This is a genomic window from Vibrio sp. Isolate23 (assembly GCF_022398095.1).
GTDB classification, from domain to species: Bacteria; Pseudomonadota; Gammaproteobacteria; order Enterobacterales; family Vibrionaceae; genus Vibrio; species Vibrio coralliilyticus_A.
In genome coordinates this window covers 1,222,818-1,236,367 of the sequence record NZ_JAKEUV010000001.1, presented here as the reverse complement: position 1 = coordinate 1,236,367, position 13,550 = coordinate 1,222,818, and the positions used below count along the sequence as shown (strand labels likewise).

The 13,550-nt window shown below is 43.0% G+C and carries 10 protein-coding genes; 7 read left to right on the top strand and 3 right to left on the bottom strand.

From position 1 onward, the window contains the following. Nucleotides 1-173 precede the first annotated feature (173 nt). The gene (locus tag L1D31_RS05520; protein WP_239836051.1) at nt 174-1,832 is read right to left on the bottom strand and encodes an ABC transporter substrate-binding protein; all 1,659 of its coding nucleotides are present in this window, start codon (nt 1,830-1,832) and stop codon (nt 174-176) included. A gap of 258 nt (nt 1,833-2,090) precedes the next feature. On the opposite strand from L1D31_RS05520, the gene L1D31_RS05515 reads away from it, so the two are divergent. The 3 genes from L1D31_RS05515 (at nt 2,091) to yghU (ending at nt 5,375) form a co-directional block, all read left to right on the top strand. After that, nucleotides 2,091-3,488, top strand: coding sequence for an alpha-amylase family protein (locus tag L1D31_RS05515; protein ID WP_239836050.1), 1,398 nt, complete (start codon nt 2,091-2,093; stop codon nt 3,486-3,488). 188 nt (nt 3,489-3,676) lie between these two features. Further along, nucleotides 3,677-4,324, top strand: a complete 648-nt coding sequence (locus tag L1D31_RS05510) for an HAD family phosphatase (protein WP_239836049.1) — start codon at nt 3,677-3,679, stop codon at nt 4,322-4,324. Between the two features lie 193 nt (nt 4,325-4,517). Beyond that, nucleotides 4,518-5,375, top strand: a complete 858-nt coding sequence (yghU, locus tag L1D31_RS05505) for a glutathione-dependent disulfide-bond oxidoreductase (RefSeq protein WP_239836048.1) — start codon at nt 4,518-4,520, stop codon at nt 5,373-5,375. Nucleotides 5,376-5,443: 68 nt separating this feature from the next. Here the strand turns inward: yghU and L1D31_RS05500 are convergent, their stop codons facing one another. Beyond that, a complete protein-coding gene (locus tag L1D31_RS05500) occupies nt 5,444-6,676 on the bottom strand; it encodes a DUF6596 domain-containing protein (RefSeq protein ID WP_239836047.1) in 1,233 nt (410 codons plus the stop codon). A 3-nt stretch (nt 6,677-6,679) separates the two neighbouring features. Further along, entirely contained in the window at nt 6,680-7,039 is a 360-nt protein-coding gene (locus tag L1D31_RS05495) for a YciI family protein (protein WP_239836046.1), read from the bottom strand. Nucleotides 7,040-7,272: 233 nt separating this feature from the next. Between L1D31_RS05495 and L1D31_RS05490 the strand changes: the two genes are divergently transcribed. The 4 genes from L1D31_RS05490 (at nt 7,273) to L1D31_RS05475 (ending at nt 13,480) form a co-directional block, all read left to right on the top strand. Then, the gene (locus L1D31_RS05490) at nt 7,273-8,031 is read left to right on the top strand and encodes an isocitrate lyase/phosphoenolpyruvate mutase family protein (RefSeq protein WP_239836045.1); all 759 of its coding nucleotides are present in this window, start codon (nt 7,273-7,275) and stop codon (nt 8,029-8,031) included. Between the two features lie 731 nt (nt 8,032-8,762). Next, nucleotides 8,763-10,373: a hypothetical protein gene (locus L1D31_RS05485; RefSeq protein WP_239836044.1), complete on the top strand. Its 1,611-nt coding sequence runs from the start codon at nt 8,763-8,765 to the stop codon at nt 10,371-10,373. A gap of 193 nt (nt 10,374-10,566) precedes the next feature. Further along, the gene (locus L1D31_RS05480) at nt 10,567-10,770 is read left to right on the top strand and encodes a hypothetical protein (protein ID WP_345772831.1); all 204 of its coding nucleotides are present in this window, start codon (nt 10,567-10,569) and stop codon (nt 10,768-10,770) included. A 757-nt stretch (nt 10,771-11,527) separates the two neighbouring features. Beyond that, a complete protein-coding gene (locus L1D31_RS05475; protein WP_239836042.1) occupies nt 11,528-13,480 on the top strand; it encodes a PTS mannitol transporter subunit IICBA in 1,953 nt (650 codons plus the stop codon). The last annotated feature ends 70 nt before the right edge of the window (nt 13,481-13,550 follow it).

Sequence of the window (13,550 nt, the reverse complement as noted above, 5' to 3'; positions counted from 1 at the left end):
TGACACATATTTCCTATGAGTAAAACTACACTGCACAAAGCAATGCATCCTAATGTGTAATCATTGGTAACACGTGCTGATGGTATAGGCTTTAATAGGCATAAAACATGAAAGGGTCAGGTAGAAATAATGCATGTTTTATTAGCCATCCACTATCAGAAAATAAGATTAACTTATTGTTTTTCCTTATCAATCCAAAGCTTATAGAACTCACTCAACCCTGACTTACTTGTTTCAACGCCATGCACTTCAAGACTACGCGAAACTTTTTCTTTGCCATGGAAAAGAGGCAGCAGCAGGTTCTTGTCATACAGGCCCAGCTCAATTTTACGTAATGAATAAGAGTACAAAATATCACTCATTGCATACTTCACTTGTTCATAATGAGTATTCATTTCTGTTTGATCATAAATGAATTTCAGGCCGGAGCTGGCAAGAAGCCAATCATACAATCCAAACTCTTCAGGCTGCTCTATGACTTCTTCGATAAAGAGAATATCGGCATAGTCACTGACTGAGCTTGGATTGCTAATATCCTCTAACTCGAGAATTTCAAGGGTCAGTCCGGTTTCTAGAATTGTGCTATTTAGCCATTTAGCGATCTTTTTGAGATATGGAATGGTCAGTCGAGGCATGGTCAGTACCAAGTGCCCGTTTAAACGCGGTGGCGCGTCATCAGAAATACGCTCCAAACAAGGGGTAAAACTGACATCATTAACAACCGTTTCTGAGTCCAGATTAGCGCGACAGCGACGCAAGTACTCAACAAGCCGATGAAGGTTGTTTCGGCTGACCTCTGCGTCAGGCCTTAAATTGATAGCAAGGTAAGACAAAGCATTAATCGTACTTTCCTCACAATCTCCATCCTTATTGAAACTGAGGCTAAAGTCACTCAGCTCTGAAGAAGAAGACAAGGTGATCTTATCCAGCAAGGCAGATTGCGCATAGTAATTACGATGCCGTTTCAACACCAAGCGCTCTCGGTCCCAATCCTTCAGATAGAAAGGCCCACTTCCTATATACGTACTAAGACCACTTGAGAAATACGTAGATTTTAGGCGATAGATTGAAGCATGAACCACACACAAAACATGCAAAAACAAGGGATTAGGTTGCTGGAGCTCAATCGTTACTTGCCCTGCGCCGAGAACGCGTATGCCGATCACCTGTTCAAAAAGGTACTTAACCGGTCCATCCGTTACTTTAAGCCGATGTAGACACTCCGAAACATCAGTGGCCTCTAACACTTCACCATCGTGGCAAATAATATCTTGCCGCAACCATAAATGAATAAAGCGTCCTTCCACTTTCCAGCTATGTGCTAACCCCGCTTGAATACGGCCTGATTCGTCTTGCGTCAACAAGGTACTATAGACGCTACGAATGACCTGCATTTCCGCAATTCGATACGTCTTAGCAGGTTCTAATGTATCGACCCATGGATATTCAGTGATCAGCAAACTATCACAACGCTCGTTAACACTCGCTTGTGTTACCGTTGCTTCAGCCAAAGCTTTGACCGCAAGGTGTCCATACAGATCCATCAAACGAGAAATATTAGAAAAACGCCCTTGTTCAAGTTCTTTGCTAAAGATGTGCTCAAGTGCCCCTTGTAAATTATGCATGATCTTAAACTGGCTAAGCTTTCCTCTCCCTTTAGAAGGAAGCCAACTGATCCAACCTATGTCAGACAGGCTTCTCAAAATATTAGAAGTATTTCTTCTTGAAGTAGATAACGCTATTTCCAGTTCGTCGATAGACAGATGGTATGTTTTGCCAGACTCATACTTAATAAGCAGTTGCTGGAGTCTACGTAAGCTTGCGTCGTTCAATGGTCACCCTAACTCAACAAATAACAAATGACGGATTCGTCAACGATATAAAAAAGTGCTCAAACCGACACTTTGTATAACTTTTGAACGATTAGTTCAAAAAGTGAACTGATATATCACAAAGTTCTACTCTACTAGAAATTTTATAAATTGAACCCCTACAGAGTGTGACCGCAATTCAGCCTTCTACTTCGAGCACTACTAATGGCAAGCCACAAAAATATCATTAGTGTGAATATCAATAACGAGAAACACCCTATGAAAAATATAACAACTTTACTCGCTGCCACTGCTGCGCTCAGCGTACCTCAAATTACTTATGCCGACGCCATCCTACATGCATTTAACTGGAAATATTCGGATGTCACGAATAATGCCCAGCAAATCGCCGCAAACGGATTCAAAAAAGTTCTGATTTCACCCGCCATGAAATCAAGTGGTAGCCAATGGTGGGCACGTTATCAACCTCAGGATTTTCGTGTCATCGATTCACCACTCGGTAACAAACAAGATCTAAAATCGATGATCGCTGCACTTAAAGCGCAAGGCGTAGATGTTTATGCCGATGTTGTTCTGAATCATATGGCCAACGAAGCGTCGAAGCGTAGCGACCTGAATTACCCCGGCACTGAAGTGCTCAACGACTACTCTGCGGGCTCAAGTTACTATGCGAATCAGACGCTTTTTGGTGATTTAAGCCAAAACCTGTTCTCTGGCAATGACTTTCATCCGGCAGGTTGTATCACCAACTGGAACGATCCAGGCCACGTTCAGTACTGGCGACTTTGTGGTGACAATGGCGATACCGGATTACCAGATTTAGATCCAAATAACTGGGTGGTGTCACAGCAGAAGAAATACCTTCAGGCACTTAAATCGATGGGAATCAAAGGCTTCCGCATCGATGCTGTCAAACATATGAGTCAGTACCAGATCGATCAGATTTTTACATCAGATATTACGTCTGGGATGCATGTTTTTGGTGAAGTAATTACCAGTGGTGGTAAGGGCGACAGTGGCTATGAAGCCTTTTTGGCGCCTTACCTGAACAATACCAATCACGCCGCTTACGATTTTCCTCTGTTCGCTTCTATTCGCGGTGCTTTCTCTTTCGGTGGCGGATTAAACCAACTTCATGAGCCTCAAGCCTACGGTCAAGCGTTAGAGAGCTCGCGCGCCATTACTTTCACCGTGACGCATGACATTCCAACCAATGATGGCTTCCGTTATCAAATCATGGATCCGAAGGATGAGCAGTTAGCTTACGCATACGTTTTGGGGAAAGACGGTGGCACGCCACTTGTCTACAGTGATGAACTACCAGACAGTGAAGACAAAGATAACGGTCGTTGGGCTGACGTCTGGAAAGACGCCACTATGATTAACATGCTCAAGTTCCACAACTCAATGCAGGGTAAATCAATGACCGTCTTACACAGTGACCACTGCACGCTTGTCTTCAAACGTGGTAAGGAAGGCTTAGTCGGCATCAACAAGTGTGGCGATGCGAAGTCCGTTACTGTGGACACCTACCAACATGAGTTCAATTGGAACGTTTCGTATAAAGACACGCTAACAGGTGATACCACTGTGGTTAGCTCACGCTATCATACGTTTAACATTCCGGCGCGCGCAGCAAGAATGTGGATGCTGTAATTTCCGCTAAAATGACAAAGGTCTGGTAAATATCAGACCTTTAATTGTTTAATCACCCTCAGCCTACTCATCACTTTCCTTCCTATAACCTTCACATTCAACAAACCCACGTCTAGGTCAGCACTTTTACTATAATTATGATGTGTGCCAGAATGGGCTTCCTAACTGTTAAGGATTAAGCTGTACCTATGAAAATTCAAGCCGCTATCTTTGATATGGATGGCCTACTGTTAGACACAGAGCGTGTATGCATGCGCGTATTCAAACAAGCTTGTGTTAACGTCAACCTACCTTTTTATGAAGACGTCTATCTCTCAATCATCGGGCGTAATGCTGCCGGTATAGAAAAGATATTTCGTGCCGCCTATGGAGACGATCTTGATAAGCTTCATGATGAATGGCGTCGTAATTATGATGCTATTGTCAAACACCAACCGATACCAGTGAAAGAAGGCGTAGTCGAACTGTTGAAATGGCTACGAGAGAACCAAATTCCGACGGCGGTTGCCACCTCGACTCACCGTGATATCGCAGAGGTTAAGTTGCGCTTGGCAGGCTTAGACCAATATTTCGATGGTCTAACCTGTGGCTGTGAAGTTTCAGTCGGTAAACCCGATCCGGAAATTTACCTACTCGCCGCCGACCGTCTCAACGTCCAAGCTCAGCATTGTATTGCATTCGAAGACTCCAATAATGGAGTCAAAAGTGCGGTCGCTGCCAACATGACCACTTATCAAATTCCCGACTTGGTGGAGCCTTGTGCAGACGTAAAGGCGTTAGGGCATTATATTCTTCCCTCGCTACACTCTGCACTTGAACATCTTAAGCAAGCTTAGCCACACCACAGATAAAGGGGGCAATATCAGTTGATTGCTCCTCTAAAGTCTATCTACATTAGCAACCCATTATTCAATTAACCGATTTGCAATAACCAAAGGTTCTAATAATCTGATAATGGAGGGTTTTTATCTCTTCGCACCACCACCATCTAACCTAGTGCCGGATATCATTTTTGGATAAGGAAGAACAATGACTCACGAATACGTACCACCTAAAGTATGGAAAAATGAACCAAGTTCAGGTAATCAATGGGCAAATATAAACCGTCCAGAAGCAGGAGCAAGATTTGAAAGAGAACTGCCCGTTGGTGAGCACCCATTTCAGCTTTACTCATTAGGCACGCCAAATGGTCAAAAAGTTACCATTATGTTTGAAGAGCTTTTAGCACATGGTATTCAAGAAGCAGAATATGATGCTCATATCATTAATATCGGTGACTCTGACCAATTCTCATCGGGGTTTGTTTCGGTAAACCCAAACTCAAAAATTCCTGCTTTAGTGGATAAGTCGGGTGATGAGCCAATTAACGTGTTTGAATCGGCATCGATACTGGTTCACCTTGCTGAGAAGTTCTGTGTGTTTTTACCTGAAAGTGGCCCAGCTAGAACAGAAACATTTAACTGGCTATTCTGGGCGCAAGGTTCTGCCCCATTTTTAGGCGGCGGGTTTGGTCATTTCTATGCTTATGCTGATGAAAAACAAGAATATCCAATTAACCGCTTTACTATGGAAGTAAAACGCCAGTTAGATGTGTTGGATAAGCAACTTGCTAAAAACACTTACGTATCGGGTGAGGAATATACAATTGCCGATATGGCGATTTGGCCATGGTATGGCAATCTAGTGTTAGGCAAGGCATACGATGCCGCTGAGTTTTTACAGGTCCATACCTATGAGAATGTTGTGCGTTGGGCAAAACAGATTGAAGCTCGTGAGGCCGTTCAACGTGGTCGTATCGTCAACCGTACTATGGGTGAAGAATGGGAGCAATTACCAGAGCGCCATAGTGCCGATGACATCGACAAGGTACTAAAACTAAAGCCATAAGAGGGATTAGTCATAAAGCAATCTGTCAGCCTAGGCAGATTGCTTTATTTTTTGGTGTTTGAACCATGTTAATCAACTTGTAACGTCTCGTATCTCAACTCCAAGAACTTACGTGTTGCCGCACTTGGCGCTCTTTTAATGGCCAGTTTGTAAAAAGTGCTAGCCTCTCTTTTTTGTCCTAATTGACTAAGAATATGCGCACGACTCGCATACCAAGGTTGGTAATCTGTAAGGTCTTTTTTTAACTCATCCAACTTTGTAAGCGCCTGTTCTGGGTGACCTGTCTCCGCAATCACGACTGCCCAGTTCAAGGCGATAACCGAAGTGGGCTCGAATTGCCATAGCGATTGATAAAGCAAAAACATTTGTTCCCAATCGGGGCTAGGCTTCATCATGTGGCAGTCTGTTATCGCAGCCTTGATCTGAAATGGCCCTGGTTGTCTTTTTTTGATGGCATTAGAAAGGAGAAGATGAGCTTCATCAATATTGTTTTTCTGCCATAGGCTAGTGTCCTGTTCTTCGACAGGTACCATCACTCCACTTGCATTTATTCGAGCTTTACGTCTCGCATCCGTAAGTAACATTAAGGCAAGTACACCTTCAATTTCAGGATCATTGGGTCGCAGCTTGTCAAGAAGCCTAGCCAAAAAGATACCCTCTTGGCATAGCAAGCGTGGACATTCATCCTCCCTGACATAGCCAGTGGTGAATATCAAATAAATGGTTGTTAATACCGTCTCCAGTCGCTCATACCATCTATCTGCTTCTGGAATAGTGAACCCAATTCCTTTAGCTTTAATTTTGGCCTTTGCTCGATACAAGCGTTGCCCCATGGTTTGCTCGCTATCAAGAAAAGCAGCAGCAATTTCCTTTGTCGTCAAATTGCAAACCGTACGCAAGGTTAGAGCGACACGCGACTTTTCTTCCAAGGCTGGATGACAACAGGTAAAAATAAGGCGCAAACGTTCATCCGGAATCGTTTCGGGAACACCGTATTCCTCACCACCCATGAAGTTGTCAACCATATCTCGAACCTTTCTCTCATCTCGTTGCGCCGAACGAATATGGTCTACTCCCTTGTTTAATCCAACTCTCATCAGCCAAGCTGCTGGGTTATGCGGCAGGCCAGATCGCGTCCAGTGTTTCAATGCTGCAATTGATGCTTCCTGTAGAGCATCTTCGGCTAATTGAAAATCATTAAGGCGTGAAATAAGCCCCGCCAAAAGCCGCCCTCTGTCTTTGCTCAAGACATCATTAATCACATGGCCAACGGCAATTGCTTTTGACGAGGCTTGGTTCATACACTAACCTACTTCGTTATAATCTAACAAAGGGCGAACTTCGATAGTACCAAGCTTAGCCACGGGAATGATTTCTGCACATCGCAGTGCCGCATCCAAGTCGGGGACATCAACAATATAGTATCCACCCAAATGTTCACGTGTTTCAGCAAAAGGCCCATCCATAGTTTCTACCTTGCCAGATTTAATCCGCAGCGAAGTTGCCGTATCAACATCCTGTAAACCCTCTCCGCCAACAAGCACCCCATCCTTTTCAAAAGTCTCCGTCGTGAGGGCAAAGTCTTCCATCATCTTGTCAAATGCGGGGGTACCAAATGCTGGTTCTTGATCTGGTGCAGCATAAAGTAAAAGCATGTATTTCATCTTAAGTTTCCTTTTGGTTTGTTCTTTCATACTCAAGGACGTTTGCGCTTGGCTATTTTCGACATGCACTCAAAATTTTTTCAGTTTTTGTAGATGTACAGTAGAACAAAGACTAAATATTCTTCAATTTCAATATTTATTATTCAGTTCCGAAAACAGCGAACGTTTCTTTCGTTCCGTTGATAGCATTTGCCTGAAATTATTCACTACAACAGCAAATTGAGGTATGAGACGTGTTCAAGAATATGCATAAAATGGACGAACCGATAGTTATTTGTAATGTATGGGATGTACCAAGCGCGAAGATTGCCGAAAATGTTGGGTTTTCTGTCATTGGTACTTCTAGCGCAGCTATAGCGAATAACCTTGGAAAGGCAGATGGAGAAAGTATCCACTTCGAAGATCTTCTGTCGGTTGTAGAAGCTATTGTCAAATCTACAGAACTGCCTTTGACCGTAGATCTTGAATCTGGATATGGGGATACACCTGAAATCATAGCAAAAAATGTTATTGAGTTAGCTAAAGTTGGAGTTGTCGGAGTCAATATAGAAGACAGTGTCGTGGTAGACGGTGAAAGAATCTTGTGTGATAGCGCTCTTTTCGGCAAAACATTAGGAAAGGTTAGAGAACATATTCATAAAGCAGGTCTTGAAATTTTTATTAATATCAGAAGTGACGTGTTTCTACTTAATGTTAAAGATCCTCTTGCAGCAAGTATCGAAAGAATTAATAGATATCAACAAGCAGGTGCTGATGGCATTTTCCTACCGTGTATCAATAAAAAAGATGATATCAAATCCGTTGTCGATAGTACCTCTCTACCGATAAATGTGATGTGTTTTCCGGGATTACCTAACTTTTCAGAACTGAAAACTCTAGGTGTAAAACGCATAAGCATGGGTAATTTTGTACATGAGGCAATGCTTGACTCTCTATCCTCTATCTTGAGCTCAATTAAAAGAGAGCAATCTTTTGCAGCATTGTTTGTATAGTGCATATTCGTTTCAGCCAATTCTGGCTGAAACATTTTTGCCCCAAAGTGAGTTACACGGGACTATGTTTGTATGATGCAACGGAACGTTCTTAATCAGACACGGCTGGTTTGGTGCATTTGTTCAACACATAACGACATAAACACTGTCCTATCATCGCTGATACGCACAATCAAATGTGACTGTGTGACGACAGATGCCTGAATCAGCTCAGCTGCTATCGCTGGGCGCCGAAGATTTGTTCCTTAATCACTTTCCGCCTAAAAGCTGTTAAGTAGCAGCCTGTAAACAAAAATTATCTATACAGATTGTTTAGGGAATCACTCTCATTCCCAAGGTCCGCCGTGAGAATGCAGACCTGACTTTGCAACACACACCATGTTGATGATAGCTGTTGTTTGAACATGACATTGGACTGTCTGATCAGGTATGTTGCGCGCCTGCCTTCTGCGCTTTCTTTAACTTTATTACTCGCGCCTAAGCCCCTTTGTTTAGGGTGCTTAGGGCGTCTGTCCCAATTAGATTTTATTAAATGGTGTCCGGGATCATTAAACCACTACAAAGCGTTCACTAGCTTAGTGAAGCAGAAATGCGGCTTAAAAGCTAAAAAGGTGACAACCACCTTGAATAATGTCGTTTTCACCGAGTTTCTTGCGGAAGTTCGGAATAGACTGTTTTCAAAAGAATCTTCATTTCCTGCGATTTCAGGATCGATTTCAAAGGTGCATAGCATGAATAGGAACCGCTCAAATTCTGAACCACTGCCAAATACAAACCCTCTGCAAAGGTACGACAGCTCCAGCAGCATTTCTTCCAGCAGAAGTCTATCCGATGATGATGAACAATACGAACGAAGTGCAAATGGCCTCTATTTTGTTGATAAACAAAATCGCGAAGTTCTCTATGGTCTAAAGACTGCAAAGGCTCCCGAACCTGCTGAGCTTTATGAACACACCCAAGTCGTCTTAGAGGGTATTGACCTCGTAAATCGTTGGCGACCAAGAGTAAGACTATTCACAAAATTAGAAGGGGCAAAAAAACAGGACGATTTTCTTCGTATTGCCTATCAGGTTATTTACCAGGATAAAAAATATATCTTGATCAATAACGACTGTGCCTTATTTGCTCAATTTCTGCAATGTAGTATGGATGAGAAAAAACTCAAGGATGAAGTACAACAAGAGGTTAATATTGGAACACAAATTTCTCATACTTACACTCAAGGCGCATTGGGCATCTATGGCGAATCCGAAGCTTCATGCAAGTATCACAGCGTAACTGCTGTTGCTACTGATGGCGTAGATTTTGTCGCACTTGAAGCTCACTCAGGTATCAAAACACTAAGGCGTCCAACCTTTCACATTAGAAATGGTATTGCAGGGTTCATAAAAGACAATGACAGGGTGTTGACACTTGAAGGTAAGCCCACGAAAAAAAGCAGAGGTGTCGGTGACAGTTACAGAGTGAATCATCTAAAAGATGCCAATCTGAAAAATCAGCGAGCAATAGCAGAAGAGTGGGGTGTACACGGTACTACTAGAACATTCGCAACGTTGGGTGACTTTATTCAATCCCTCTTGCTTATAGCATTAACGGAATCCCCTGAAGACATTCTCCACTACGTAAGACATATTCTGTCGCAAGAAAAATTATGGAAAAAAGAAGTTACTCTCGGAGGTGCTCCCGATGGGGTTGTCGATATGCGTAAGGCAAATTCATTAGACGCAATAATTAAAATAGCAATAGACAGGACACGAGCTTCCAAATCGACACGAAGGGAAAACACCAGACTGTTTTACGAAAGCTTATCAACCATTCAACAGGTATTGGCAATAAAAGCTCAGTTAGAAAAATCTAAGCTGAGAGTGGATCCTGGAATGTTATTGGAATTTTGTGGAGTCTCTGGAGATCTTACTAAATTTTTGAATGCAGACAGTGTTACTATTACTAACGAAAAACAAGAAAAAGCTGAAGCAAAAACTAAATTAAAACTTACTCACACTTCTGGCCTTGGAAATAACTGCTTGATCTATGCCATTTTGCAAACGACAGATGTTGTAAATGGCCAGCCCAGTCACGATCAGATTGCAGCCAATATTCGTCAGGAGTTAGTCAACCGAAACTTGGCAACTCAAACCAGCTTTCTGGTGAATGATCAGGCGGTTTTGGATGTCATTTTCGGATATTTAAATCTGCAAGGACTATACACCCAGAGCGTTAATATTCATTTTATATCGGTAAATGGAGATGAGGTTATTGACGATGACCAAACATGGGACAGAGGAGGTACTCACCTGTATATCTTCAATGACAGAAATGTGCACTTTAGTGCAATGCTATAAATAGTTTATAGCTTCGCATTCATCATCCATTAGATATGGGGATTCTTGTGGGGACAGGCCGCCGGGATACCGGTTGCCATTTGCTTCCCCCTCTGAGCATAGAATTCAGGATGAAAACCATCTTTCTGATGTAGACAATAATAGCCACTTTCTTGGGTTTACCGGCTGGGATAGCGCTCAAGAATAGGCTTCTATTGAAGGTGAATTTGGTATATCGGCTACATGCGATAATTTGGGGCATGTAATGTTTACAATTACTATCAAAGAATTCGATGGCCTGGAGGTTTGGAGTTCTCAGGTAAGTTTAGGTCTTGATGCTGAGCAAACTGAAAAAATAGCAAAAAAGTGGGGCAATTCTTTGCAAACTAAAACTTCTAACAAGCCAAAGCACTCATAATTGCCCCATATACGAGCGTTACCCCATAGAAATTTTTATCCGAAATTCACCTGATACAACCGACATCCTAACACGCTTTTGTCCAAAAACTAGTTGGCGCGAACATTGACAGTATGTGCAAATGTGCCCCCTAAAATCAACCGAAACACGCTCCTGAGTTCCACTTCTCTACCTGTAGTGACTTGATCGGGGTCGCAATCGACACAACTGTAGTAACTAGCTTTTATCCCTCTATCTGTTAATTAAGAATACTTCGTAAAGTGCGCTGAAAAGACTCTGATAAATATATTCTATCGAAAACTTACAATGACATTGTTCACACTAATTCCGTCATAAACTTTCACAAAACACCAAAACCGACTCAGATCACATTTTATATCCAGACCAAATCAACACAAAATGTGACATCGATCGTCACTGGCATTTAATTTGAATTTCAAAAGAAATCAAAAGTGATCAAAGTCACAAAGTATTTTGATTTTAAATTTGTCAGAAGATCGAATTGATCACTAAGATTTTTATTGACAGATTTGAAAGTGGCTTTTTGTTATTAAGTTACAAGTTAATAAGTTGAACTTGCTCACTTAAAAACCGTTTCTCAGCCTAAGAAATGCGGGCGTAGATCACGAAAAACCCGTTGTCAGTTCCAATTGGAAAATGTGTGGTAAATTGATTGGGTACTAAGCAATCAAACAAACGGTTTTGGCGAACCGTTTACTACAACAAGATTCATCAGAACATCGAACGGGGAATTGTTATGATATCACCAGATGCCAAGATCAAGATACAAAATTTTGGTCGTTTTCTGTCAAACATGGTAATGCCAAACATCGGCGCGTTTATCGCGTGGGGCTTTATCACTGCTCTATTTATCCCAACTGGATGGCTACCAAACGAAACGTTAGCCTCTATGGTTGGCCCAATGATTACCTACTTGCTGCCACTACTTATCGGTTACACCGGTGGTAAATTAGTTGGTGGCGATCGTGGTGCGGTAGTCGGTGCAATCACAACAATGGGTGTGATTGTCGGCACAGACATCCCAATGTTTATGGGCGCAATGATGGTCGGCCCAATGGGCGGCTGGGCTATCAAGAAATTCGATAACTACATCGATGGTAAAGTAAAAAGTGGCTTCGAGATGTTGGTTAACAACTTCTCTGCGGGCATCATCGGCATGCTATGTGCGATCCTTGCTTTCATCTTTATCGGTCCATTCGTAAAAATTCTTTCTGGTGGCTTGGCGGCAGGCGTTAACTTCCTAGTTTCTGCTCACCTACTACCACTAACTTCAATCTTCGTTGAACCTGCGAAGATCCTGTTCCTAAACAACGCGATCAACCACGGTATCTTCTCTCCACTGGGTATCCAACAAGCGTCTGAGACAGGTCAATCGATCTTCTTCCTAATCGAAGCAAACCCAGGCCCTGGTCTAGGTATCCTGCTGGCTTACATGGTGTTTGGTAAAGGTACGGCTCGTCAAACGGCAGGTGGTGCATCAATCATCCACTTCTTCGGCGGTATCCACGAGATTTACTTCCCATACATCCTAATGAACCCTCGCCTAATCCTTGCGGCTATCGCAGGTGGTATGACTGGCGTATTCGTTCTAACTATCTTTAACGCAGGTATCGTTTCTCCAGCATCACCAGGTTCAATCTTTGCAATCTTGTTGATGACTCAGAAAGGTTCAATCGTTGGTGTTCTAGCGTCTATCGCAGCAGCAACAGGCGTGTCATTCGCCGTAGCAGCGCTGCTAATGAAGACTCAAACGTCAACAGAAGAAGACGGTAATGAAGCAGCACTAGAAAAAGCAACATCACAAATGAAAGACATGAAATCTGCATCTAAAAACGATGCGGTGGTAAACAGCCAAAGCAAAGGTGACGTAGACCTAGCGACAGTACAAAGCATCATTGTCGCTTGTGATGCGGGCATGGGCTCGAGCGCAATGGGCGCGAGCATGCTACGCAAAAAGGTTCAAGACGCAGGTCTGAACATCCACGTAACCAACCTTGCCATTAACAGCTTACCAGAGAGTGCAGATATCGTGATTACTCATAAAGACTTAACGGATCGTGCACGTAAGCATGCTCCAAACGCACACCACATTTCATTGACTAACTTCCTAGATAGCGAAATGTACAACCAGCTAGTTACCAAACTACTAGCCGCACAAAACCAATCCGCAGCCAATGACGACCAAATGGTAAAAGTCTCCGTCATGGCGGCGAACGACGACAGCTTTGAGCCACAACAACCATCTGTATTCCAAATTCAACGTGAGAACATTCACCTAGGTTTGAAAGCAGCCAACAAAGAAGAAGCCATTCGCTTTGCAGGCAACAAATTGGTTGAACTTGGCTACGCAGAACCAGAATACGTAGACGCGATGTTTGAACGTGAAGCGTTGGTTCCAACTTACCTAGGCGAATCTATCGCAGTACCTCACGGTACCGTAGAAGCGAAAGACCGCGTGAAGAAAACAGGCATTGTAATCTGCCAATACCCTGCGGGTATCCAATTTACTGAAGACGACGATGATGTAGCAAAACTGGTTATCGGCATTGCCGCTAAGAACGATGAGCACATCCAGGTGATTACCACCATTACAAACGCGCTCGATGAGCCGGAGGCAATTGAGAAGCTAACTAGCACCAACGATGTAGAAGAGATTCTGAACATCCTTGGTGGTCAGCAAGCGGCTTAATCACTCCTTTTAATTTGCTCCTGAGCAAACCGAGGTCAGCTGTCACCCCCTATGCGGTTGGCCTCACCCT

Bases quoted from the DNA above. Each gene is read 5' to 3' on its own strand.
- L1D31_RS05515 (WP_239836050.1), top strand. From the start codon at position 2,091: ATGAAAAATATAACAACTTTACTCGCTGCCACTGCTGCGCTCAGCGTA.
- L1D31_RS05510 (WP_239836049.1), top strand. From the start codon at position 3,677: ATGAAAATTCAAGCCGCTATCTTTGATATGGATGGCCTACTGTTAGAC.
- yghU (WP_239836048.1), top strand. From the start codon at position 4,518: ATGACTCACGAATACGTACCACCTAAAGTATGGAAAAATGAACCAAGT.
- L1D31_RS05500 (WP_239836047.1), bottom strand. From the start codon at position 6,676: ATGAACCAAGCCTCGTCAAAAGCAATTGCCGTTGGCCATGTGATTAAT.
- L1D31_RS05495 (WP_239836046.1), bottom strand. From the start codon at position 7,039: ATGAAATACATGCTTTTACTTTATGCTGCACCAGATCAAGAACCAGCA.
- L1D31_RS05485 (WP_239836044.1), top strand. From the start codon at position 8,763: ATGAATAGGAACCGCTCAAATTCTGAACCACTGCCAAATACAAACCCT.
- L1D31_RS05475 (WP_239836042.1), top strand. From the start codon at position 11,528: ATGATATCACCAGATGCCAAGATCAAGATACAAAATTTTGGTCGTTTT.